The sequence below is a fragment of the Actinomadura sp. WMMA1423 genome, assembly GCF_006547145.1.
In the GTDB taxonomy this organism is placed as follows: Bacteria; Actinomycetota; Actinomycetes; order Streptosporangiales; family Streptosporangiaceae; genus Spirillospora.
Genome location: NZ_CP041244.1, coordinates 8,624,584 through 8,647,559 on the forward strand (window position 1 = coordinate 8,624,584; position 22,976 = coordinate 8,647,559).

Annotated in this window: 23 protein-coding genes; 6 read left to right on the plus strand and 17 right to left on the minus strand. The window is 72.5% G+C overall.

Going from position 1 to position 22,976, the window contains the following annotated elements; genetic code table 11:
- From FKD65_RS39720 to treS, 8 genes are all read right to left on the minus strand, one after another.
- Window positions 1-1,059 carry a rod shape-determining protein gene (locus FKD65_RS39720; RefSeq protein ID WP_141584657.1) on the minus strand — a complete coding sequence of 353 codons (1,059 nt, stop codon included), beginning with the start codon at window positions 1,057-1,059 and terminating at the stop codon, window positions 1-3.
- A gap of 183 nt (window positions 1,060-1,242) precedes the next feature.
- Window positions 1,243-2,121, minus strand: a complete 879-nt coding sequence (locus FKD65_RS39725) for a metal ABC transporter permease (protein ID WP_141584659.1) — start codon at window positions 2,119-2,121, stop codon at window positions 1,243-1,245.
- The gene (locus FKD65_RS39730) at window positions 2,118-2,786 is read right to left on the minus strand and encodes a metal ABC transporter ATP-binding protein (protein WP_141584661.1); all 669 of its coding nucleotides are present in this window, start codon (window positions 2,784-2,786) and stop codon (window positions 2,118-2,120) included. The genes FKD65_RS39725 and FKD65_RS39730 overlap by 4 nt, the downstream gene beginning before the upstream one ends.
- Window positions 2,783-3,691 (minus strand): metal ABC transporter solute-binding protein, Zn/Mn family, encoded by a 909-nt coding sequence (locus tag FKD65_RS39735; RefSeq protein WP_141584663.1) that lies wholly within the window; start codon window positions 3,689-3,691, stop codon window positions 2,783-2,785. The genes FKD65_RS39730 and FKD65_RS39735 overlap by 4 nt, the downstream gene beginning before the upstream one ends.
- Window positions 3,692-3,841: 150 nt before the next feature.
- Window positions 3,842-4,876, minus strand: a complete 1,035-nt coding sequence (locus FKD65_RS39740; protein WP_368367181.1) for an aldo/keto reductase — start codon at window positions 4,874-4,876, stop codon at window positions 3,842-3,844.
- 58 nt (window positions 4,877-4,934) lie between these two features.
- Window positions 4,935-6,089: a C40 family peptidase gene (locus FKD65_RS39745; protein WP_141584665.1), complete on the minus strand. Its 1,155-nt coding sequence runs from the start codon at window positions 6,087-6,089 to the stop codon at window positions 4,935-4,937.
- A complete protein-coding gene (locus tag FKD65_RS39750; protein WP_141584668.1) occupies window positions 6,086-7,528 on the minus strand; it encodes an aminoglycoside phosphotransferase in 1,443 nt (480 codons plus the stop codon). The genes FKD65_RS39745 and FKD65_RS39750 overlap by 4 nt, the downstream gene beginning before the upstream one ends.
- Before the next feature lie 2 nt (window positions 7,529-7,530).
- The gene (gene treS, locus FKD65_RS39755) at window positions 7,531-9,417 is read right to left on the minus strand and encodes a maltose alpha-D-glucosyltransferase (RefSeq protein WP_141584670.1); all 1,887 of its coding nucleotides are present in this window, start codon (window positions 9,415-9,417) and stop codon (window positions 7,531-7,533) included.
- Between the two features lie 529 nt (window positions 9,418-9,946).
- On the opposite strand from treS, the gene FKD65_RS39760 reads away from it, so the two are divergent.
- Both FKD65_RS39760 and FKD65_RS39765 read left to right on the plus strand, forming a co-directional pair.
- Window positions 9,947-10,213 carry a hypothetical protein gene (locus FKD65_RS39760; RefSeq protein WP_141584672.1) on the plus strand — a complete coding sequence of 89 codons (267 nt, stop codon included), beginning with the start codon at window positions 9,947-9,949 and terminating at the stop codon, window positions 10,211-10,213.
- 6 nt (window positions 10,214-10,219) lie between these two features.
- Window positions 10,220-11,053 (plus strand): STAS domain-containing protein, encoded by an 834-nt coding sequence (locus FKD65_RS39765; protein ID WP_141584674.1) that lies wholly within the window; start codon window positions 10,220-10,222, stop codon window positions 11,051-11,053.
- On the opposite strand, the gene FKD65_RS39770 is transcribed toward FKD65_RS39765, so the two are convergent.
- Window positions 11,031-13,082 carry an alpha-1,4-glucan--maltose-1-phosphate maltosyltransferase gene (locus FKD65_RS39770; RefSeq protein ID WP_141584676.1) on the minus strand — a complete coding sequence of 684 codons (2,052 nt, stop codon included), beginning with the start codon at window positions 13,080-13,082 and terminating at the stop codon, window positions 11,031-11,033. The genes FKD65_RS39765 and FKD65_RS39770 overlap by 23 nt on opposite strands.
- 205 nt (window positions 13,083-13,287) lie before the next feature.
- On the opposite strand from FKD65_RS39770, the gene FKD65_RS39775 reads away from it, so the two are divergent.
- On the plus strand, window positions 13,288-14,088 hold the full coding sequence (locus tag FKD65_RS39775; RefSeq protein ID WP_240809835.1) for an SAM-dependent methyltransferase: 801 nt from the start codon (window positions 13,288-13,290) through the stop codon (window positions 14,086-14,088).
- Window positions 14,089-14,116: 28 nt separating this feature from the next.
- Here the strand turns inward: FKD65_RS39775 and FKD65_RS39780 are convergent, their stop codons facing one another.
- The 6 genes from FKD65_RS39780 to FKD65_RS39805 are packed head-to-tail and all read right to left on the minus strand — an operon-like array spanning window position 14,117 to window position 19,026.
- The gene (locus FKD65_RS39780) at window positions 14,117-14,860 is read right to left on the minus strand and encodes a copper homeostasis protein CutC (protein ID WP_141584680.1); all 744 of its coding nucleotides are present in this window, start codon (window positions 14,858-14,860) and stop codon (window positions 14,117-14,119) included.
- Window positions 14,857-15,798 (minus strand): asparaginase, encoded by a 942-nt coding sequence (locus FKD65_RS39785; protein WP_141584683.1) that lies wholly within the window; start codon window positions 15,796-15,798, stop codon window positions 14,857-14,859. Before FKD65_RS39785 ends, FKD65_RS39780 begins: the two co-directional genes overlap by 4 nt.
- Window positions 15,799-15,806: 8 nt before the next feature.
- Window positions 15,807-16,649 (minus strand): amino acid ABC transporter permease, encoded by an 843-nt coding sequence (locus FKD65_RS39790; protein WP_141584685.1) that lies wholly within the window; start codon window positions 16,647-16,649, stop codon window positions 15,807-15,809.
- On the minus strand, window positions 16,646-17,290 hold the full coding sequence (locus FKD65_RS39795) for an amino acid ABC transporter permease (protein ID WP_141584687.1): 645 nt from the start codon (window positions 17,288-17,290) through the stop codon (window positions 16,646-16,648). The genes FKD65_RS39790 and FKD65_RS39795 overlap by 4 nt, the downstream gene beginning before the upstream one ends.
- 19 nt (window positions 17,291-17,309) lie before the next feature.
- On the minus strand, window positions 17,310-18,245 hold the full coding sequence (locus FKD65_RS39800; RefSeq protein ID WP_240809836.1) for a glutamate ABC transporter substrate-binding protein: 936 nt from the start codon (window positions 18,243-18,245) through the stop codon (window positions 17,310-17,312).
- A 52-nt stretch (window positions 18,246-18,297) separates the two neighbouring features.
- Window positions 18,298-19,026 carry an amino acid ABC transporter ATP-binding protein gene (locus tag FKD65_RS39805; RefSeq protein ID WP_141584690.1) on the minus strand — a complete coding sequence of 243 codons (729 nt, stop codon included), beginning with the start codon at window positions 19,024-19,026 and terminating at the stop codon, window positions 18,298-18,300.
- A gap of 116 nt (window positions 19,027-19,142) precedes the next feature.
- On the opposite strand from FKD65_RS39805, the gene FKD65_RS39810 reads away from it, so the two are divergent.
- A complete protein-coding gene (locus FKD65_RS39810) occupies window positions 19,143-20,300 on the plus strand; it encodes an ROK family protein (protein ID WP_205718426.1) in 1,158 nt (385 codons plus the stop codon).
- Between the two features lie 7 nt (window positions 20,301-20,307).
- Here FKD65_RS39810 and FKD65_RS39815 read toward each other — a convergent pair whose 3' ends face one another.
- Entirely contained in the window at window positions 20,308-20,658 is a 351-nt protein-coding gene (locus FKD65_RS39815) for an STAS domain-containing protein (protein ID WP_168221330.1), read from the minus strand.
- A gap of 353 nt (window positions 20,659-21,011) precedes the next feature.
- Here FKD65_RS39815 and FKD65_RS39820 point away from each other — a divergent pair, with 353 nt between their 5' ends.
- Window positions 21,012-21,287, plus strand: a complete 276-nt coding sequence (locus FKD65_RS39820) for a sulfurtransferase TusA family protein (RefSeq protein ID WP_141584694.1) — start codon at window positions 21,012-21,014, stop codon at window positions 21,285-21,287.
- A gap of 43 nt (window positions 21,288-21,330) precedes the next feature.
- Here FKD65_RS39820 and FKD65_RS39825 read toward each other — a convergent pair whose 3' ends face one another.
- Window positions 21,331-21,969, minus strand: a complete 639-nt coding sequence (locus tag FKD65_RS39825; protein WP_141584696.1) for an FMN-binding negative transcriptional regulator — start codon at window positions 21,967-21,969, stop codon at window positions 21,331-21,333.
- Window positions 21,970-22,021: 52 nt separating this feature from the next.
- Between FKD65_RS39825 and FKD65_RS39830 the strand changes: the two genes are divergently transcribed.
- On the plus strand, window positions 22,022-22,975 hold the full coding sequence (locus FKD65_RS39830) for a DNA polymerase domain-containing protein (RefSeq protein ID WP_141584698.1): 954 nt from the start codon (window positions 22,022-22,024) through the stop codon (window positions 22,973-22,975).
- Window position 22,976 lies beyond the last annotated feature (1 nt).

A 22,976-nucleotide genomic window follows, 5' to 3' on the forward strand; every position in this document is an offset into this window, starting at 1 on the left:
TCAGTAGTCCGCCACGGTCGTCATCAGGTGCGCGCGCGGCGAGGCGGCGCGGGCGGACGGCTCGCGCGTCCCGGCGGAGCGCAGCACCTCTCCGGCGCCGAGCACGGCCGCGTCGCCGGTTTCGTCGCCGACCCGCGCGGCCAGGCCCGTCCGGTCCTGGATGAGCCGCTCCAGGCCGGGCAGCCGGGCGCAGCCGCCGGTGAGCGTGATGCCGACGCCGAGCAGGGCGCCGGAGATCTCGGGCGAGCAGCCGGCGAGCCCGGCCCCGATCGCGTCCACGATCCGCGCCACCGGGCCGGAGATCGCGCGGGCGACGTCCGCGGTGGTGAGGACGACGCCGCGCGGCATCCCCGTCGCGATGTCGCGGCCGTGGACGACGGTCTGGCGCACCGGGCGGCGGCCGAGCGGCGGCACCGCGCCGACCTCCAGCTTGGCCGCCTCCGCCGCCGACAGCGACACCGCGATGCCGTGCTCCCGCCGGACGAGCGCGGCGATGGCGCGGTCGAGCGCCGAGCCGCCGACATGGGCGCTGTGCGAGGTGACCATGCCGCCGAACGCGATGACGCCGATGTCGGTGACGTCGGCGCCGATGTCGGCGATCACCGTGATGTCGGGCCGGACGGAGGAGGTCATGCCCATCCCGATGGCGGCGGCGATCGGCGTCGGCACGAGCGTGAGGCGCCGCGCGCCCGCCTGGTAGGCGGAGAACTGCAGTGCCCGGTAGTGGACGGACGTCAGCCCGCTGGGAACGGTGACGACCAGGCGCGGGCGCGCGGTGTAGTGGCGCCTGTGGTGGCGGCGCACCAGGTGCCGCATCAGGTACTCGGCCTCGTCGGTCTCGGTCGGCGCGCCTTCGCGGATGGGCCGGACGAGCGTGACGTCCGGGTTGCGCCCGGCCATCTCCCGCGCGGGGGCGCCGAGGGCGAGGATGCGGCCCGTGTCCCGGGAGCGCGCGAGCACCGAGGGTTCGCGGCAGACGACGCCGCGGCCCTTCACATGCATCCGCACGGTCGCGCTCCCCAGGTCGATAGCGGTGTCCCGGCCCGCGAAGTCCCACATCGCGTCCCTCCCAATCGCCCTGTTCGTCGCAAGAGTCCAGATGATTCCCGTGCTACCTGCGGCGATGCCCACGGCCGGGTAAGCGAATGGCAACGACCTGGCGTGCCGAGATCCGGAATGTCCGGAAGGCGGGGCCGCTCGCGCCGCCCGCCCGGCGCCCAATCCCGGCCGACCGCCAAAAGATCATGTAGGGACGGTGCCGCGCGGGGCCGTCCACCCTCGCCGGGTCCGGACGGCGCCCACCGCGCGGCACGCCCCGTACAGCAGGAACGAGACCGTGGTGACGTACGGGCTGATCGGGACGCTGGACCCGATCGACAGCAGGATCCCGCCCACCACCGACACCGTCGCGAGCACCGAGCTCAGCACGGGCGCCAGTACCGGCGACGCGGTGACCCGGACGGCCGCCGCGGCCGGCGTGCAGAGCAGCGCGAGCACCAGCAGCGCACCCACGACCTGCACGGACACGGCCACCGCCAGGCCGAGCACCAGCAGGAAGGCCGGTGACAGGGCCCGCACCGGCACGCCCCGCGCCGCCGCCACGTCCGGGTCCAGGCTCGCGAACGCCAGCGGCCGCCACATGATCGCGAGGCACGCCAGCACGACCGCCGACGTCGCGAGCAGCCACGAAAGCCGCGGCGTGTCGATCGCGACGATCTGGCCGGTCAGGATCCCGAACCTGTTGGCCGACCGCCCCTGGTAGAGCGAGAGGAACAGGACGCCGAGCCCGAGCCCGAACGGCATCAGCACGCCGATGGCCGACCCGCGGTCGCGCGCCTTCGCGCCCAGCACCCCGATCAGCGCGGCGGCCGCCAGCGCCCCCGCGATCGAACCGCCCGCCACGCTCGCCCCGGCCAGCAGGGCGGCCGCGGCACCGGCGAACGACAGCTCGCTGATGCCGTGCACGGCGAACGCGAGGTCGCGCATGACGACGAACGTCCCGGCGAGCCCGCCGACCAGCCCGAGCACGGCCCCCGCGACCAGCGAGTTGCGCACCAGCCCGAGCAGCGCCCCGTAGTCCTGGAAGTTGAAGATCTCGTGCCACGCCTCCTGCCAACTCATGCCGTCCCCAGGTGGGACGTCCGCGCACCGTGGTCGGCGCTCAGGTCCAGGATCCGGTCGGCGAAGGGGAGGATCGGGTCGATCTCGTGCGTGACGAACACGACGGCGGTGCCGTGGTCGCGGCGGCTCCGGTCCACCAGCCCCGCTACGACGCGCTGGTGCTCGGCGTCCAGCGAGGCCAGCGGCTCGTCGCACAGCAGGACGCGCGGGCCGGCGGCCAGAGCCTGCGCGACGCGCACGCGCTGCAGCTCGCCGCCCGACAGGAGCCCGAGCGGGACGTCGGCGAACGCTGCGGCGCCCACGTCGGCGAGGGCGGCGTCGACTGCGCGGCGCGCGTCCCGGCGCGGGCGCCAGGGACCCCAGCGGTGGCCGTCGATCCCGAGCCGCACGAGGTCGCGGGCGCGCAGCGGGGTGTGCGGGGGGACGGTCCGGTGCTGCGGGACGTAGCCGACGACGCCGCTGCCCCGCCGGGGGCGGCGCCCGTCCACCGCGACCGTTCCCGACGACAGCCGCTGGAGCCCGAGCAGCACCCTGAGCAGGCTCGTCTTCCCCGACCCGTTGGGGCCGACGACGGCGAGGAACTCGCCGGGTCGCACGTCGAGGTCCAAACCGCGCCACAGGGTCCGCCCGCCGTAGGACAGGGCCGCGCCGCGCAGGGCGATCACGACAGCGCCTTCTGGAGCGCGGCGATGGTGCCGTCCATCCAGGCGGTGTAGTCCAGGCCGGGCGGGAGGGTCTCGGTGACCGGCACCACCGGGACGCCCGCCTCGTCCGCCGCCTCGCGGACCTTGTCGGTCTGCGGGCCGCTCGTCTGCACGTTCACGACGAGCGCCCGAACCTTCCGCTCGGTGAGCAGCGCCAGCGTGTCGCGCAGCGCCCGCGGTGGGACGTCGTCCCCCTCCTCGATCGCCTCGGCGAACTCCTCCGGCGTCCGGTCGACCAGCCCGGCCGCCTCCAGCAGGTGGCCCGGGACGGGCTCGGTGACCGCCACGCCGTCTCCCGCGTGCGCGGCCCTGACCGCCGCCACCCTCTCCTCCAGTGCCTTCAGCCTCGCCTTGAAGGAGGCGGCGTTCGAGGAGAACGTCCGCGCGTCCTCGGGGTCGGCCGCGGCGAGCGCGGCCGAGATCCGGTCGGCCAGCAGCGCGACGGTGGGGAGGTCGTACCAGACGTGCTCGTTCAGCTCCCCGCCCGCCGGGGCGGTCCTCCCCGAGATCTGGACGGCGTTGAGCACCCTGGCCTTGGAACCGGAGCCCTTCAGCAGCGTGTCCATGAAGCCGTCGTAGCCGCCGCCGTTCTCGATGACCACACCGGCCCTGGACAGCGCGAGCCTGGTCCGCGCACCCGCCTCGAAGGAGTGCGGATCCTGCGCGGGATCGCTGATGAGCGAGGTCACCTTCACCCGGTCACCGCCGATCCGCCGCGCGATGTCCCCGTACACGTTCGTCGAGGCGACGACCGGGACCGGCTCCGCGGCCCCGGCGCCGGAGGACGTCCCGCAGGCGGCGGCCCCGAGCGCCGAGAGGGTGAGGGCGGCGCCCGCCCCGAGGGCGCGGGCACGCTGAACAGGCATCACGGCAACTCCTGAAAATGAAAACGATTTTCAGTGGCAACCTAGCACGACCCGGCCGCCTTGATCCCGTCCCGTTGCCGCTTCGGCAATGCCCCGCGCACGAAGAAGGCCGCCGCCCGGGTCCCGGGACGGCGGCCTTCGCACGGGGGTCTACCAGGCGAACGCCTCGGGGGCCGGGCCCGGCCCGGGGAAGATCTCGTCCAGGGCGGTGAGGAACTCCTCGGACAGGTCCACCTCGGCGGCGCGGAGGGCGGAGTCGAGCTGCTCGCGGACGCGCGGCCCGACGATCGGGCCGGTCACCCCGGGCCGGGTGAGGAGCCAGGCGAGGGCGACGTCGCCCGGCTGGAGACCGTGCTCGTCGCACAGGTCCTCGTAGGCCTGGAGGCGCGCCCGCTCCGCCGGGTCGGCCAGCATCTCCGCGGCGCGGCCCGACCGGGACCGGTTGCCGCTCCCGTCGCGCTCGTTGCGCAGGGCGCCGCCCAGCACCCCGCCCCACAGCGGCGACCAGGGGATCACGCCGAGCCCGTAGGCCTGCGCGGCCGGAAGGATCTCCATCTCGGCGCGCCGCTCGCCCAGGTTGTACAGGCACTGCTCGCTGACCAGGCCGAGGGAGCCGCGGCGGGCGGCGGCCTCGTTGGCCCGCGCGATGCCCCAGCCGGGGAAGTTCGACGATCCGGCGTAGAGCACCTTGCCCTGCTGGACGAGGACGTCGATCGCCTGCCAGATCTCCTCCCACGGCGTCGACCGGTCGATGTGGTGGAACTGGTACAGGTCGATGCGGTCGGTGCCGAGGCGCCTCAGCGACGCCTCGGCGGCCTGGCGGATGTGCAGCGCCGACAGGCCGCCCTGGTTCGGCCAGGACGAGTCCGGCGGCGCCATGTCGGCGTAGACCTTCGTCGCGAGGACGGTCCTGTCCCGGCGCCCGCCGCCCTTGGCGAACCAGGCTCCGATGATCTCCTCGGTGCGGCCCTTGTCCGCGCCCCACCCGTAGACGTTCGCGGTGTCGAAGAAGTTGATCCCCGCGTCGAGTGCCGCGTCCATGATCGCGTGGGCGTCGGGCTCCTCGGTGAACGGGCCGAAGTTCATCGTGCCGAGCACCAGGCGGCTGACTTTCAGGCCGGTGCGGCCGAGTCGGGTGTACTCCATGGCGGTCCAGTCGAACACCTGGAGCGCGCTCCAGGTCAAGTGCGACGCGCCCCCCGGCGCCGCACGCCGCGCACGGCGCCGGGGCGGGCGGAAGGGGCTATGGACGGACGTACTCGGCCCACGGCCGCAAGGCCGGGTCGTCCCAGAAGGTTCTCGGGTGCGCCGCGGCTCTCGGCCGGGGCTCAGGCTTTGAGTGGTCCGACGGTGTTCCGTCGCTTCGCGGTGCCTTTGCCGCGGAATCGTCCGGTCTCACGGAGTGGCCGCCGGGTGGCGCGGCCTTTCCCGCCGGGATGTGTCCGGGGGTTTTTGTTGGGGGATTGTCGGTTTTCTTGGATTGTGTCTGTTGTGGCGGAGTCTGGGGGGTCCGCTCGCTATCTGGGGGCTGGTCGGCCCGCTTCTGCGCGCTCATCCGGTCGATCTTCTCGACGAGCTCCCGCACGGACGGCGACCACTCCCGGAAGGCAGGCGCGCCGGGCCGTACCGCGCCCGCGAACTGTTTCTTGCGCGCCGCGCCGAACTTGTCGATGCGGACCCTGCTCCCGGAATTGGGCGCGTGCAGGAACCGGCCGTGCCCGACGTACATGCCGACGTGGCTGCGGCCGTGGAAGAAGATGAGGTCACCGGGCTTGAGGCTCCCCACCCCCACCTTCCGGTCGACCTGGCGGTACTGGGCGTAGGTGACGCGGGGGATCTTGACGCCCGCCCTGCGCCACGCGGCCATCATGAGGCCGGAGCAGTCGTAGCCGGACGGCCCCGCCGCGCCCCACCGGTACGGCTTGCCGATCTGCTGGCGGGCGAACCGCAACGCCTTCCTCGCACGCTTGCGCTGGGAAGCCTCCCGCGTCCGGTACTTGTCGTACGCCTGGACCTTCTCCAGCATGGCCGTGTCCAGGTGCAGGCTCTTCAACGCCGTGGGATTGAGCGCGGCGAAGGCCGTGGAGCCCAGCGGGACCGTCAGCGCGAGCCCCGTCACCGTCGTCGTGACGGCCGCCCGGAGCGTTCTCCGTTTTCGGTCGGCCGCCCGGTCGCGGCCCGTAGGGCCCGCAAGCGATTCGCTTCCGCATTCGGCCTCGTGCGAGTTGCGTGCGATGGACATTGTTCCGCTCTCCGTTTCCAATCGGGTTTCCGGCAGGAGATCATCATCCCGCCGAAGGATCGGGTACCCGTTGATCGGCACGGAATTGTGCGGGCCCCGCCGATTTTGCATGATCATGGCGGGGAATTGGATGCGGGGTTCGGTGTCTTTGATCAAGCGGTCAGATGGGCCAGGGATTTCAGCGGGACGGCGAGCCAGGCCGGCCTGTTCCGCGCCTCGTAGCGCACCTCGTAGACGGCCTTCTCGAATTCGAAGGCGCGGATGAGCACCGCGTGGGCGGCCGGGTCCGGTCCACCGCCGGCCGCGTAGCCGCGGCAGAACGCGGCGCGGTTGCGCGCCGCCCAGGCGTGCGCCCGGGTCTCCGGTCGCGGCCCCGACTCGCTCGGCACCGTGCCGGGCCTCGTGATGAGGAACCGCGCGGCGTACTCGAACGAGCGGAGCATCCCGGCGACGTCGCGCAGCGGGTGCGCGAGGGCCCGGCGCTCGCTCTGCGTCCGCGCCGGCTCGCCCTCGAAGTCCAGGACCGTCCACCCGGACTCGGTGCGCAGGACCTGCCCGAGGTGGTAGTCGCCGTGCACGCGCTGGACGGTCAGCGGCTCGGCGCGCGCGGCCAGGTCGAGGTACGCCTCCGTGAGCGCCTTGGCGTGCGGCGCGAGGCCGGGCACCGCGCGGCAGGTGCCGGTCAGCTCCGCGTTCATCCGCGCGGCCATCGCGCGGACATCCGCCGGCGGGACGACCGTCACGCCGAACGCGTCGGCGAGCGCCCGGTGCACCTCGGCGGTGGCCGCGCCGAGCCGCTCGGCCTCGGCGGCGAAGTCGCCGCCGGCGGCGCTCGCGTCCAGTTCCGCCCACTCGTCGCCGCCGGGCGGCGGCGTGTACGCGAACCAGTCCCGCACGCTGGCGATCGCGAGGCTCCACCCCTCCACGCCCGTGTGCAGGTAGTCCGACAGGAGGGCGAGCGTGACCGGCTCCCCGTCCCCGCCGGGCCCCCGGTCCAGCTCGATCCAGCCGAGGACGGCCGGGACGCGCGCGCAGCCGCCGCGGGTCAGCGCGAGGTTGACCTCCAGGTCGAGGTTGACGCCGGGGGACAGGCGGCGGAACAGCTTGCAGATGTACTCGTCCCCGAACAGCAGCGAGGTGTTGCTCTGCTCGGCGGTCATCGGCAGGCTCGCCAGGTCCGTGCGGATGCGGGCGCCTCCGGCGCGGTGGAAGCGCAGCGGGCCGACGGACGCCCCGCGCTCCATGGCGTCCAGCAGCACGCGGGTCAGGTCCGGGTCGTGCGCGGCGTCGTACAGGCGCGGTCTCGCCGGCCGGTCGCCGCAGCGCCCGCCGATCTCGACGTGCCGGAGCCGGTCGGGCAGATCCCGGCGGGCGCCGAGGAGGAGCTGGTAGTGGTCGGTGGCGCCGTCGCGGTGGACGTCGAGGATGAGGTGGTGCAGGGCGGGGTCGCCGGGGTGGAGTTCGGTGGCGGTGCCGATGGCGAGGTCGTGGATGGGGCCGTCCTTGCCGCCGAACCAGCGCTGCCTGGGCAGCCACTCGGCGAGGTCCCGGACGAGGTCGGGCTCTGGAGGCAGCACGGGTTCTGGAGGCAGCACGGTCAGACGGTCCTTCCCGCGCGCGTGCCCGGCCCGGCCGCCGCACCCGCCCCGGGATCGCCGTCGTCCGGGGGTGTCAGCTGGAACCAGTAGAAGCCGTGGCCGGGCAGGGTCAGCAGGTACGGGAGCTCGCCGATGGCGGGGAACTGGACGCCGCCCATGCACTCGACGGGGGAGTAGCCCTCGAAGCGCCGCAGGTCCAGTTCGACCGGCTGAGGGAACCTGGACAGGTTGGCGACGCACAGGACGGTGTCCATCTGCCCCCACGGGCTCTCCTCCTCGGTGATCTCGCGGGTGAAGGCCAGGACGGAGGGGTTGGAGGCGGACAGTTCGACGTAGGAGCCGACGCCGAAGACGGGGTGGCGCTGGCGGATCTCGATCATTTTGCGGGTCCAGTGGAGCAGGGATCCGGGGTTGTTGGTCTGGGCTTCGACGTTGACGGCCTGGTAGCCGTAGATGGGGTCCATGATGACCGGCAGGTACAGGCGTGCGGGGTCGCAGGTGGAGAAGCCGGCGTTGCGGTCGGGGGTCCATTGCATGGGGGTGCGGACGGCGTCGCGGTCGCCGAGCCAGATGTTGTCGCCCATGCCGATCTCGTCGCCGTAGTACAGGACGGGGGAGCCTGGCAGGGACAGCAGGAGTGCGGTGAACAGTTCGAGTTGGTTGCGGTCGTTGTCGAGCAGGGGGGCCAGGCGTCGGCGGATGCCGATGTTGGCTTTCATGCGGGGGTCTTTGGCGTATTCGGTGTACATGTAGTCGCGTTCTTCGTCGGTGACCATCTCCAGGGTGAGTTCGTCGTGGTTGCGCAGGAAGATGCCCCATTGGCAGTTGTCGGGGATCTTGGGGGTCTGGGCCATGATCTCGGAGATGGGGTAGCGCTGCTCGCGGCGCACGGCCATGAAGATGCGGGGCATGACGGGGAAGTGGAAGGCCATGTGGCATTCGTCGCCGCCGGCGGCGGGGTCGCCGAAGTACTCCACGACGTCGGCGGGCCATTGGTTGGCCTCGGCGAGCAGGACGCGGTCGGGGTAGAGGCGGTCGACCTCGGCGCGGACCCGTTTGAGGTAGGCGTGGGTTTCGGGGAGGTTCTCGCAGTTGGTGCCTTCGCGGGCGTACAGGTAGGGGACGGCGTCCAGGCGGAATCCGTCGATGCCCAGGTCGAGCCAGAACCGCAGGTTCTCCAGCATGGCGTCCTGGACGTCGGGGTTGTCGTAGTTGAGGTCGGGCTGGTGGGAGAAGAAGCGGTGCCAGTAGTACTGGCCGCGGACGGGGTCGTAGGTCCAGTTGGAGGACTCGGTGTCGACGAAGATGATCCGGGCGTCGGGGTAGCCGGTGTCGTCGTCGGCCCACATGTAGAAGTCCCCGAACGGCCCTTGGGGGTCGGTCCGCGACGCCTGGAACCAGGGGTGCTGGTCGGAGGTGTGGTTCATCACCAGATCCGCGATCACCCGGATGCCGCGCGCATGGGCTTGTTCGATGAGTTCCACGAAATCGCCCAGCTCCCCGAAGTCGGGCAGGATCTTCGTGTACTCGGCGATGTCGTAGCCGCCGTCTTTGAGCGGTGACTGGTAGATGGGCAGCAGCCACAGGCAGTCGATGCCCAGCCACTGCAGATGGTCCAGCTTGGAGATCAGCCCGCGCAGATCCCCGTACCCGTCGTCGTTCGAGTCGGCGAACCCCCGGACCGACACCTCGTAGAACACCGCCGTCTTGAACCAGTCGGGCGTGCGCGGGGTGTCCTCGTCGAAGGGGTCCGGGACGGGACCGGCGGCCGGCCCCGCCGCGGGCCGGTACTCCCTCTGGACGGCGCCGCTCTCCGGCGTGGTGGCCTCGCCGCCCCCTGGGGCCTGGCGCGAGCTGCGGGTGAGGTTCTTCGGCTGGCCGTCCATGGATCACCCCGGGTGTGTTGGAGACGTCTAGATCAGCAATTCCCTCCACCACGTCCAGGTGTGTGCGCGACAGGCAACCATCCGTAAAAGCTTCAGTACGGTCCGTGACCGTCGGGCCGGTTTCGGATCCCGGCGGCACCGCTCCGCCGCGCGAGCGGCGCCCATGGTGCGGGAGATCGCCCGATTTCGCGGCCCGCCGGGGCGTGCGCCGGGACGCCTGAAGGGTCATCGCCCGGTCGCGGCCGGGCAGCGCGCGGAAAAGCGGGGCAAAAAGACGGTGATTCGCGGCCCGTCCGGTGGCGCGAGGCGCCGTGAACCCTTGCCGCGCGGCGGTTGTGTCGTGCCCGTGTTTTTAGATTGACGGCTTTTTCTGTCGCAACCCCCGGGTAGGTCATTTCCAACCTCAGAACCCGTCAGATCGGCGGGTTCTGCTCAGTTCGGGCGGAATTCATTCCGTCCAGAAGCGATCGGAGGGACAGTGGAGCGCTGGGAGAAGTCGCCATCGGTCGTACCGACGCGGGATGACCTCGTGGCACGGCTGCGCGTCCGTTTCGCCGACATTCCGGTGGAGCGCGTGCGGCGCTGCGTGGACGACCTGTGGTGCTGCTGCGCCCATCTGGGATTGCGGCCCGAGGAACGGACCATCGAGCGCCTCGCGGCGTCCCGGCTCACGGGCGTCGTGCGGGGCGGCCGCCCGCCCTATCCGGACGAGCGGCAGGGGTCCCGACCGCCCGGCCGGCGCACCGCCGCCCCGAGGCCCGCCCGCGCGGCGGCCCGAACTCCGATCGGGATGTGACCGGCGATGAAGGACACGACGGTACCCGGCCTGAGCTCCGGGACCCGGCGGGGGTTCATCGTGCTCGGCCTGCCGACGCAGATCAGCTGGCAGAACTACGCGGGGATCCGCGAGGAGGTGAGCAGGGCGCTGTCGCTCGCCTGCGCGGGCGGGACGCGGCGCGGCGGGGTCGTCGTCGACTTCGGTGACGCGGTCCTGCTGGACGCGGCCGGGCTCGTGCTGCTGGCGCGGGCCGAGACCCGGGCGCAGCTGCTCGGCTGCCCGCTGCGGGCCGTGGTGCCCGCCCTGTCCGCGCACGTCCGGCGGGCGCTGCACCTCACGGGGCTGGACAGGCTCGTCCCGGTGTTCGCCGACGTCGGGTCGGCGACGGACGCGCCCGTCCCCGAACCGGTGCCGGGGGAGGTCGACACCACGCACGTGCTCGACGCGATCCGCGCACTGCACCCGGGGGACGCCGGGCTCACCCCGACGCCGCCCGCCCCGTCCGAGCTGATGATCACCACCTCGGAGGCCGGCGACGGCGACCACACCGTCGTGGACCTGTCCGGGACGCTGGACGAGGTGACCGTCCCGCGGCTCGGGGAGACGCTGACCACGCTGGTCGAGGGGGACATGCGGCACCTGATGGTGCGGATGCACCACCGGCTCGGCGTCCGCTGCGACCCGCTGCCGATCCTGCTCGGCATCCGCTGGCGCGTCGCGGCCGACGGCGGCTGCCTGGCGCTGCCTGCGGTCCCGGCCAAGCTGCGCGAGGTCATCGACCGCGAGGGCCTCGCGTCGGTGTTCACCGGCTGCCGGTCCATCGAGGACACCCTTCTCACCGGAGCAGGGTCCGCGTAGCCGCGCCGTCCTGCCCGCCACCGGCCCGCACACGTCCGCCGTTCCCCTGGAACGTGAAGACGTGTGCGGGCCTGGTGCGCGGGTCGAGCCGCACGTAGTTGGACTTCCGCCAGGTGTAGGTGGTGCCGTCGAGTTGGTCTGTGACGGCGTGGGGGTGGTCGGGGTCGTCGGGGAGGCCGAGGGCGGGGAGGTCGAGGTGGACGGTGGCTTCGCGGGGTTGGTGGGGGTTGAGGTTGACGATGGTGAGGACGGTGTCGTCGAGGTGGCGTTTGGAGAAGGCGAGCAGTTCGGGTTGGTCGATGTGGTGGAAGTGCAAGTTGCGGAGTTGCTGGAGGGCGGGGTGGGTGTTGCGCAGGGTGTTGAGGGTGGTGATCAGGGGGGCGATGGTGGTGCCGGCGCGGTCGGCGGCTTCCCAGTCGCGGGGGCGGTACTGGTATTTCTCGGAGTCGCGGTATTCCTCGCTGCCGGGGCGCACGGGGGTGTTCTCGGACAGTTCGTAGCCGGAGTAGATGCCCCAGGTGGGGGAGAGCAGCGCGGCGAGGATCGCGCGGATCTCAAAAGCGGCGCGGCCGCCGTGCTGGAGGTATTCGTTGAGGATGTCGGGGGTGTTGGTGAAGAAGTTGGGGCGCATGTAGTGGGCGGCGGGCCCGGTGAGTTCGGTGAGGTATTCGGTGAGTTCGTCGGCGTTGTTGCGCCAGGTGAAGTAGGTGTAGGACTGGTGGAACCCGATCTTGCCCAGGGTGTGCATCATGGCGGGGCGGGTGAAGGCCTCGGCCAGGAACAGCACGTCGGGGTCGGTGGTGTGGATGTCGGCCAGTAGCCGTTCCCAGAACGCGACGGGTTTGGTGTGGGGGTTGTCGACGCGGAAGATCCGCACGCCGTGGTTCATCCAGTGGTGGATGAGGTCTTTGACGGCGTGGTAGAGGCCTTCGGGGTCGTTGTCGAAGTTGAGGGGGTAGATGTCCTGGTATTTCTTGGGCGGGTTCTCGGCGTAGGCGATGGTGCCGTCGGCGCGGGTGGTGAACCATTGGGGGTGCTCGCGGACCCAGGGGTGGTCGGGGGAGCATTGCAGGGCCAGGTCCAGGGCGACTTCCAGGCCGCAGTTGCCGGCGTGTTCGACGAAGGCGTCGAAGTCGGCCAGGGTGCCAAGGTCGGGGTGCACGGCGTCGTGGCCGCCGTCGGGTGAGCCGATGGCCCAGGGGGAGCCGGGGTCGTAGGGGCCGGCGTCCAGGGTGTTGTTGGGTCCTTTGCGGTGCGCGGTGCCGATGGGGTGGATGGGCGGCAGGTAGACCACGTCGAAGCCCATGTCGGCGATCGCGGGCAGCCGCTTGGTCGCGGTGCGGAACGTTCCCGAGATCGGCCCGCGGCGTCCCAGGGGGTCGAACGTGGCGCCCTCGGAGCGGGGGAAGAACTCATACCAGGACCCGAACAGGGCCCGCTGCCGGTGCACCACCAGCGGGAACCACTCACTCACCGTCAACAGATCCCGCAACGGAAAACGCTCCAGGACCTCCAGGACGCCCGGGTCCTTGGTGGCGGAGAGCCGCTCCAGGGTGTCCGCGTCCTCATCTGACAGGCCACGGATGACACGGGCCAGGACACGGCGGTCCTTCGACGGCAGTTCGCGTGCGGCCCGCGTGAACAGCGCCACGCCCTCGGCGAGCATGAGCTCGACGTCCTGCCCCCGCGGAACCTTGATCTCCGCGTCGTGCCGCCAGTGCGCGATCGGATCGCCCCAGGCCTCCACCCGGAACGACCACGTCCCCATCTGCGTCGGCGTCACCTGCGCCGCCCACCGGTCCAGCCCTACGCCGACCTCGCCCATCCGCTGCGGCGCCAGCTCCTCACCCTCCGGCGTCCGCAGCACCACCGCCGCGCCCAGCCGCTCGTGCCCCTCCCGGAACACCGTCGCCGACACCTCGACGGTCTCACCCACCACCGCCTTCGCCGGCCACCGGCCGCACCCCACCACCGGCTCCACGCCGAGGATGGGGACGCGGCCGAGCTCCGCCTCCAGCTTCACCCGCATGTGCTCCGCTCCCGCTCGTCACGCCGTCCCGGTACCGGTCGCAGACATCCATGCCCCGTCCGCAACTCACCGGCATCCCCGGAGCCACAAGATCAAGCAAAGAACCGCCCGGCCGCGGTGCGCGCGTCCGGGATGCGCCACTGACGGGCGGGCGGCTCGCCGCGGCGCTAGGTTTGGCGGAGACCAAGATCCTGGAGGTGCCGCCGTGGCCGAGGGGCCCGAGATCGACACGACCGTTCCGCATTCGGCGCGGGTCTGGAACTACCTGCTCGGCGGGAAGGACAACTACGAGGTCGACCAGCGGGCCGCCGAGCAGTTCCGCGCCATGTTCCCGCAGATCGTCGACATCGCCCTCGCCGACCGCGCGTTCCTCGGCAGGTCCGTCCGCCACCTGGTGGGCGAGGCCGGCGTCCGCCAGTTCCTCGACATCGGCACCGGCCTGCCGACCATGGACAACACCCACGAGGTCGCGCAGCGCGCGGCGCCGGACGCGCGCATCGTCTACGTGGACAACGACCCCCTCGTGCTGACCCACGCGCGGGCTCTGCTCAGCAGCAGTCCCGAGGGCGCCTGCGACTACATCCACGCCGACCTGCGCGAACCGGGAGACATCGTGGCGAAGGCCGCCGCGACGCTCGACTTCGGAAGGCCGGTGGCGGTCATGCTGCTGGGCATCATGCACTTCGTCCACGACGACGGCGAGGCGCGGCGCGTCCTCGACGTGCTGCTGGACGCCGTGCCGTCCGGAAGCCACCTGGTGATGACGCACGCCACCCTGGACTTCGACGCGGGGGAGACCGCCCAGGCAGAGGCGCAGCAGGACTGGAACGAGAAGTCGGCCAACCCGATGGTGCCGCGCACGCGCGAGGCCGTCACCCGCTTCTTCGACGGCCTCGAACTCCTGGACCCCGGGGTCGTCTCCATGTCCCGGTGGCGTCCCGAGCACACTCCCTGGGGAGAGCCGGCCGAGGTGGCCGGTTACGCCGCCGTGGCCCGCAAACCCTGACGCTCCCCGCGCGGGGGCGGACGGCGCACTAGCCGGCGGCGCGGATCACCGAGGCGATGCCGCCCGAGGTCGTGACGAGCCGCTGGTACTCCGGCCGCCGCAGCTCCCCGCCCATGAACGGGTACGGGTTGCGGTGCACGGCCGGGCTCGGCTCCTCGCTGAGCGCGGCGAAGTGGACCTCGCGGGCGCCGGTGGCCGCGACGACGCGCGCCACGTTCCGGTCGGTGACGCCGCCGCCGGGCATCACGATGATCCGGTCGCCGGCGTGCCGCACCAGCTCGGCGATCAGCGGCGCGCCCTCCAGCGCGCTGACGTCCTGCCCGGACGTCAGGACGCGGGCCACACCGAGGCCGGCGAGGACGTCGAGCGTGCCGAACGGGTCGGCGGCCATGTCGAAGGCCCGGTGGAAGGTGACGGGCAGCCCGGCCGCCGCCGCGATGAGCCGCTCGGCGACCGGAAGGTCCACCGTCCCCTGCGGGGTGAGGGCGCCGATCACCACGCCGTGCGCGCCGGCCTCCCGGACGAGCGCCACGTCGTGCTCCATCGCCGCGACCTCGTGCTCGTCGAAGATGAAGTCGCCGCCGCGCGGGCGGATGATGACGTTCAAACTGATCGACGACACCGCCGCGAGCGCGGCGCGGACCGTGCCCAGCGTCGGGGTGAGCCCCCCGTCGAACAGCGCCGCGCACAGCTCGACGCGGTGGGCGCCGGCCTTCTCGGCGGCGACGGCGCCCGCGACGCCGTCGATGCAGATCTCGTAGGTGAGGCTCACGTACGTCCTTCCGGGGTGGTGCGGATCTCGCCCACCGGGCGCCCGCCGCCGAGGACGGGGACGGTGCCCAGCGGGCCGGCCGGGGTGGTGTCGGCGCCGAGCGCGGCGAGCGCGCGCAGCGCGATGGCGGTGGTGGCGCGGGGGCTGCCGTCGATGACCTTCACCGCGACGGCGCGGCCCTCGGCGGTGGCGGCGACGAACACGCCCTCCGCGCCTCCCTTGGCGACCGAGCCGGGCAGCGCCCGCATGAACTCGGTGTTGTCGTGCCCGGTCCCGCCGACGTACTCGGGGTGGGCGCGCATGGCGTCCGCGACGGGCCGGGCGTCCGGCGCGAGGACGAGCGACCGCGCGGCGCGGGCCAGGCCGGCGAGGGTGAGCCCGAACAGCGGTGCCCCGCACCCGTCGATCGCGACTGGGGAGGGGTCCTCCCCGGCGCAGTCGGCCATCACCTGCCGCACGAGCCGCTGCAGGGGATGCGACGGGTCGAGGTAGGTGTCCAGCGGCCAGCCGTTCGCGGCGCAGGCGGCGAGCATGGCGGCGTGCTTGCCGGAGCAGTTCATCCGCACCCGCGACTCGCCCTCGCCCGCCCTGATCAGCGCTGCCTTGGTCGCCTCGTCCTCGGGCCAGGACGGCGGGCACTGGAGCGCGTCCGCGCCGAGCTCCGCGTCCGACAGGATGTTTTCGACGGCCTTGACGTGGAAGTCCTCGCCGGTGTGGCTGCCCGCCGCGATCGCCAGGCGCTCCCCATCCAGAGGCGCGCCCGCCTTGAGGCAGGCGAGGGCCTGGAAGGGCTTGGTCGTGGAGCGCGGCAGCACCGTCTCGTGGGCGGCGCCCCGCGTGTGGGCGAGGGAGCCGTCCGGGGCGAACCCGGCGACGCTGCCGTAGTGGCGGCTCTCGGTGAAGCCGTTGCGCACGACCTCGGCCAGTACTTCGTACATGTCGGTCCTCACGGTCGCGCCGCCGGGACGGCCTCGCGGACGGCGCGGGACGGGCGGGTCCGCTGCCGCGCCTCCAGCGTCCGCGCGAGCTTGGCCAGCGACGCGTTGATCACCAGGTAGATCAGCGCGATCACCAGGTAGGTCTGGATGAGCAGGTGGTTGTAGTTCGCCAGCACCTTCCCGCTGTAGAGCAGTTCGGCGTAGCTGACGACGTAGCCGAGCGAGGTGTCCTTCAGCAGCCCGGCGGACTGGCTGACCAGCGACGGCAGGACGCGCCGCGCCGCCTGCGGCAGCACGACGAGACGCATCGCCCGCCCCCGGGTCAGGCCGAGCGCGAGCCCGGCCTCCAGCTGGCCGCGCTCCACCGACCGGATCCCGGCCCGGAAGATCTCGGCGAACGCGGCGGCGTTGGACACCGACAGCGGGACGACGAGCTTCCAGAACAGCGGGAGGTCGAGGCCGTACTTCGGCAGCGCGAACAGCACGACGTAGACCAGCAGCAACGCCGGGACCGTCCGGACGATCTCCACGTAGGCCGCCGAGGGGACGCGCAGCCACCGGGCCGGCGACAGCCGCCCGAGCGCGAGCGCGACGCCGGCCGCCATCGCGAGGGCGATCGACACGGCCGCGGCGTAGAGCGTGGAGCGCAGCCCCTCCAGCAGGTACCGCCACATCGGCCACGTCCCGTAGGGGCGCCACCGGTCGGCGGCGAGCTGGCCGTTCTCGCCGAACTGGCGCAGCGCGAGCGCCACGAGGACGGCGCCCGCGAGCAGCGTCAGCGCGGTGGCGATCCGGACGCGGCGCCGGGCGCGCGGCCCCGGCTCGTCGAACAGCAGGCGCGAGGAGCTCATCGCAGGACCGCCAGCTTCCGTTCCAGGCCGCCGGTCACCAGGCCGAAGACCGCCGACAGCGCCATGTACGCCAGGCCCGCCGTCACGAAGATCCAGATCGGCCGCGCCTCGGCGAGGTTGACCCGGTTCGCGGCGGCGGTCAGCTCGACCACGCCGACCGCGGCGGCCAGCGCCGTGTTCATCAGCGTCATGATCGCGATGTTGCCGAGCGGCTGGACGACCGTCCGCAGCGCCTGCGGCAGGACGACCAGCCGCAGCGACTGGACGAAGGTCAGCCCGAGCGCGCGGGCGGCCTCGCCCTGCCCCGCCGGCACCGCGTTGATCCCGGAGCGGATCACCTCGGCCGTGTACGCCCCCTGGTAGAGGGCGATCACGACGACCGAGGTGGTGAACAGCCCGGCGATCACCCCGATCTCGGGCAGCCCGAACACGGCGATGACGAGCCACACCAGCAGCGGGATGTTCTGCAGCACCTCGACGTAGGCCATCCCGGCGGCGCGCAGCACGCGCACCGGGCTGACCCGCATCGCGGCGACCGCGGTCCCGGTCGCGAGGGCCCCGGCGAGGGCCAGCAGCGTCAGCTCGACGGTGAGCAGGAGGCCGTCGCCGAACTCCCCGAGGTGGTCGGTGATGACGTTCATGACAGGGCGGGGCCTCCGCTCACTCCGAGCCCGGCGCGGAGCCGATCGCGGGCGGCTGCGGGGCCTCGCCCTGCACGACCGTCCCGATCGAGTTCTTCCAGACCTTCGCCCACAGGCCCGACTGCTGGATCTGCTTGAGCCAGTCGTTGACGAACTGCTTCATCTGCGCGTCGCCGTGCTTGAGGCCGATGCCGTACGGGTCGCTGGTGAACGGCTTGCCCTGGATCTGGATGGAGGGGTCCTGCTTGGCGGTCGCGAGCAGCACGGCCTCGTCCTGGACGTAGGCGTCGCCGCGTCCCTGCTTGAGCGCCTGCACGCACTCGGGGTCGCTGCCGAACGTGACGATCTTCGCGCCCGGGGCGGCCTTCTTGATGGCGGGGATCGCCGGGGTGTTGGCGCCCGCGATGACGGTCTTGCCCTTCAGATCGGCCGGGACCTTGATGCCGGTCTCGTCCTTCTTGGTGGCGATGACCAGACCGGAGCTGTAGTACGGCCCGGCGAACGCGACCTGCTCGGCGCGTTCCGGAGTGATGCTGTAGGTCTGGAAGACCACGTCCACGGTGCCGTTCGCCAGCAGCGCCTCGCGGGTCTCCGACGCCGAGTTGACGATCTTCACGTTGGGCTTGCCGATGATGTACTTGGCGAGCAGCCGGCCGAAGTCGGCGTCCAGCCCCTCGACCTTCTTGGTCGCCGGGTTCTGCTGGGACAGCAGCGGCGCGTCCAGCGAGCCGCCCACGACCAGCTCGCCGCGCTGCTTGATCTTCTCCATGGTGGAGCCGGCGGGCAGGTTCGCGGCGACCGGGGCCGAGGCCGCCAGGTCGTCACCCTTGCCGCCGCCGGCGCCGGGCACCGCCGAGTCCGAGTCGCCGCCGGAGCAGGCCGCGAGGCCCGCCAGCGACAGCGCGGCCACCGCGGCCACCGCCGCCCGCCGCATCCCCGCAGGGGTACGCACCATGATCATCAACCTTTCTCGGATGGCGCGCCATGGGCGGCGCGCCGGGGGGTCGCTAGTGGCTGAGGACCTTGGCCAGGAAGTCCCGGGCCCGGTCGCCGGCGGGGGAGTCGAAGAAGGCGGCCGGCGCTCCGGTCTCGACGACCTCGCCGTCCGCCATGAACACGACGCGGTCGGCGACGCGGCGGGCGAAGCCCATCTCGTGGGTGACGACCACCATCGTCATGCCGTCGCGGGCGAGGCCCGTCATGACGTCGAGGACCTCGCCGACCATCTCGGGGTCGAGCGCCGAGGTCGGCTCGTCGAAGAGCATCGCCTTCGGCCGCATCGCGAGCGCGCGGGCGATGGCCGCGCGCTGCTGCTGGCCGCCGGACAGCTGCGCGGGCAGCTTGCCCGCCTGCTCGCCGATGCCGACCCGGTCGAGCAGCTCGCGCGCGGTCCGCTCGGCCTCGGCGCGCGAGACGCCGCGCACCCGGGTCGGCGCGAGCGTCAGGTTCTCAAGGACGGTCCTGTGCTGGAACAGGTTGAACGACTGGAACACCATGCCGACGTCCGCGCGGAGGCGGGCGAGGGCGCGCCCCTCCTCGGGCAGCTCCTCGCCGTCGAAGCGGACGACGCCCGCGTCCGGCGTCTCCAGCCGGTTCAGGCACCGGCACAGCGTCGACTTGCCCGACCCGGACGGGCCGATCACCACGACGACCTCGCCGCGGGCGACGTCCAGGTCCACGTCGCGCAGCGCGGTGTGGTCGCCGAAGCGCTTGTACAGGCCGCGCACCTCGATCATTCGGTCACCTACGTCCCAACTTCCTTCGATATCGAAGTCAAGCGGGACGATAGAACGTCAAATCGACGTAAGTCAACGCGTTGCCGTACCAAGTTCGCGCATGCTATCTATCTGGGGTGCGCAACAGCAGAGACGACGGACCGGCGGCACTCGTGCGGCTGGTGGCGACCGGCCAAGCGGAGTCGCGGGCCGAGCTCGCCCGGCTCTCCGGCCTCGCCGCCTCCAGCGTCTCGCTGCGGGTCGAGCAGCTCATCGAGGCCGGCCTGTTCGCCGAGGAAGGCGCCGGGGCCTCGCGCGGGGGCCGGCGGCCCCGCCGCCTTCGGCTCGCCCGCGCGGCGGGCGTGTACCTGGTCGCCGACCTCGGCGCGCACCACGCCCGCCTCGCGGTCGTGGACCTCGCGGGCACGCCCCTCGCGCTCTCGGACCTGGCGTGCGACATCGCGGTCGGGCCCGAGGAGACGCTGACCGCGGTCCTCGCCGGGCTGCGCGGCCTCGCCCGCGACCACGGCCTGGAGGACGTCCCCGTCCGCGGCGTCGGAATCGGGCTGCCCGGGCCGGTCGACCCGGGGACGGGCCAGGTGGTGTCGCCCTCGCGCATGCCCGGCTGGAACGACTTCCCCGTCCGCGACTACGTGACGCGCGCCGCCGGCGTCCCCGCCCTGGTCGAGAACGACGCCAACCTCATGGCCGTCGGCGAGCACCGCGGGTCATGGCCGGGCCTCGACAATGTCATGGTCATCAAACTCGGCAGCGGCATCGGCTGCGGCGTCATCGTCGACGGGCGGCTGCACCGGGGCCGCGGCGCGGCGGGCGACATCAGCCACGTCCGGATCCTGTCGGAGGCCACGGTCGACTGCTCCTGCGGCCATCCCGACTGCCTGGAGGCCCACGCCAGCGGCGCCGCGCTCGCCGCCTCCCTCGCCGCGCAGGGCATCGACGCGGACAGCCCGTCCCGGATCGTCGACCTCGTCGCCGACGGAGTACCGCAGGCGACCAGCGCGGTGCGCACCGCGGGGCGCCTCATCGGGGACGTGCTGACCGCGCTCGTGAACTTCTTCAACCCCGACGCCCTGGTCATCGGCGGCAGCCTGTCCAACGCCGAGCCGCTCGTCGCGACGATCCGGGGGGTCATCTACGAGCGGTGCCTGCCGCTCGCCACCCGCAACCTGGAGATCGCCACCTCCCGCGCGGGCCGCGACGCCAGCATCCTCGGCGCGGGGCACCTGCTCCTCGGCGTCGCGGACGAGTGGATCGACCGCGCCCTGGAACGCTGAGCCCCGCTCACCCGCCCGTCGACGCGGCCAGCGCCTCGCGGGCCGTCGCCACGTCCGGCGCGATGGCGACGCGGCGCTGCAGCCCCGCCACCTCCGACACCCTGCGGACGATCCCGCGCGGCGGCAGCACCACCCACATCGGCACGCCCAGCTCCGTGGCGCGCATCTGCGACCGCGTGATGACGTTCAGGCCGTTGGAGTCGCAGAACGTGCAGCCGGTCAGGTCGAGGATCAGGGCGGGCGTCCCGGACTCCAGGAGCCGCTCGGCCTGCGCGAGGACCGCCTCGCCGTTGCTCAGGTCGACCTCGTCCGGGAACGACAGCGTCCCGCAGGTCTCCGTGCGCTCCACTCGTCCCACTCCGAGATCCATGACTCGCCCCAAAGCCGATTTCCTCACCTGGATGACAACGGGGGGTACTTCACTGCGACTGTAAGCTCCAAAGCTGGACGAAACCTGAAAGAAAGAGTCAAGTCTAAGACCTCCCTCGGCCATATCGCGCGCGATCCAGTTCACTTGCGATTGATCCCGGTTTGTCGCATGTGAGCCGCGGGGGCGGAACCCCTCGCCGGCGGGCCCCGTCGACCCGCCTCGCCGGCCGCGGGCGGCGGGTTCGAGCCCGCCGAACCTCCGACCTGGTTGCCGTCCTTGTCGCACTAAAGCCCTATATTTCCCCCTGCGCCCTGCTAGCCTCGCGGACCCGGGGGTGGGTCATGAGTTCGAAACCGGTCGTCATCGACGGCGGCGACCGCTCCTGCGTGCGCCTCCTGCTCGAACTGCGCGGCCATATCGCGGACCTGGCGCCGGGCACCGTCGTCCACCTGATCGCCAGCGACCCGGCGGCCCCCATCGACCTCCCCGCGTGGTGCCACCTGACCGGCCACGACTACCTGGGCCCCGTGGACGGCGCCCCCGCCCCCACCTACGCCCTCAGGGTGGCGGCCGACGCGCGTCCGACCTCCCCGGACTCCCCCTGGCGCCCGCGCTGACGATCCGCGTTCCTCGGGCGGGCGATCGCGACGGGCGCGGGGCTCAGCTTTCGGGCGTGCCCTGCCCCGTCGCCGCCCGCACGGCGTTCGCCATGGTGGTGTCGCCCTGGGCCTCGTAGCCCTCGATGACCCCGGCGATGTCGGCCTCGGGGCGGTTCTGGCTCATCTTCGCCTTGGCCTCGATACGGGTGACGACCAGTTCGAGGCCCACGATCGCGCGCAGCTGGCCGCCGACGAACGCGGCCGGGGCGTCGTCGACCGCCCAGGAGGGGGCCCGGCCCCGCTCGTGGCGGTCGGTCAGGCGGCGGACCATCGACTCGACCCATGCCGGGTCGTCGTGCACGACGAGGCGGCCGTAGACGTGGGCGGTGAGGTAGTTCCACGTCGGCACCACGCGCCCGTGCTCGGCCTTGGAGGGGTACCACGACGGCGACACGTAGGCGTCCGGCCCGTGGACGATGAGCAGCGCCTCCCCGGTGGCGGGCTCGCGCCACTGGTCGTTGTTGCGCGCCACGTGGGCCAGCATCGCGCCGTGCTCGCCCACCGACGGGTCGTACAGGACGGGCAGATAGGTCGCGATCAGACCGCGCGGACCCGCGGTGACGAGGTCGGCCGCCCCGCACCCGGCCAGCAGCTCCCTGACCTCCGCGTCGCCCGCCGAGAAATGCGCCGGTACGTACATGGACGCGACGCTACCGCAGGGGGTTGTCGGTGCCGCGTGCGAAGCTGGACCGGTGAGCGCCGAGGAAGAGCGTGACGGGGTTCGGCTGACGAACCTCGACCAGCCCCTGTTCGATGGGGCCGACGCGACGAAACGCGACCTGGTCGACTACCTTGACGTCGTCTCCGGGTGCCTGATCCCGCAGCTGGAGGGGCGTCCCCTGTCGGTCAAGCGCGTGCTGCGCGGCCAGAAGCCCTTCATGCAGAAGAACACGCCGAAGTACACGCCGTCCTGGGTGCGGACGGTGACGGTGTGGGCCGAGACGTCCCAGCGCGAGGTCTCCTACGCGCTGTGCGACGACCGCCGCACGCTGCTGTGGTTCGCCAACCAGCGCGCCGTCGAGTACCACCCGCCCCTCGTGCGCGCCGACGCGTGGGACAGGCCTACCCACCTGGTCATCGACATCGACCCGCCCGGCTCGGAGGAGTTCGGCGCAGCGGTCGCCGCGGCCCGCCTCGTCCGCCGCGCGATGGACGACTCGGGCCTGCGGGGCGCCGTCAAGACCAGCGGCGCGAAGGGCGTCCACGTGTTCGTCCCCCTGGACGGCGCCGCCTCCGCCGAGGACGTCGCCGCCGCGACCCGCGCCCTGGCCGCCCGCGCCGAGCGGCTCGACCCCGGCCTGGCCACCACGGCGTTCATCCGCGAAGACCGCGGCGGCAAGGTGTTCCTCGACTCGACCCGCGCGGGCGGCGCGACCGTCGTCGCCGCCTACAGCCCGCGGATCCGGCCGGGCGCGCCGGTCTCCTTCCCCGTGCCCTGGGACGACCTCGACCGCGTGTCGCCGTCCGACTTCACGATCAGGACGGCCCCCGCCCTGCTCGCGGGCCGCGACGTCTGGGCCGACCTCATGCCGGAGCCGCGGCCCGTCCCCGCCGACCTCGTCGAGCAGGGCCACACGATCCCGATCGCCCGGGTCCAGGCGATGCACGAGGGCAAGCGCCGTGCCCGTGCCCGTCGGAACGGCTAGC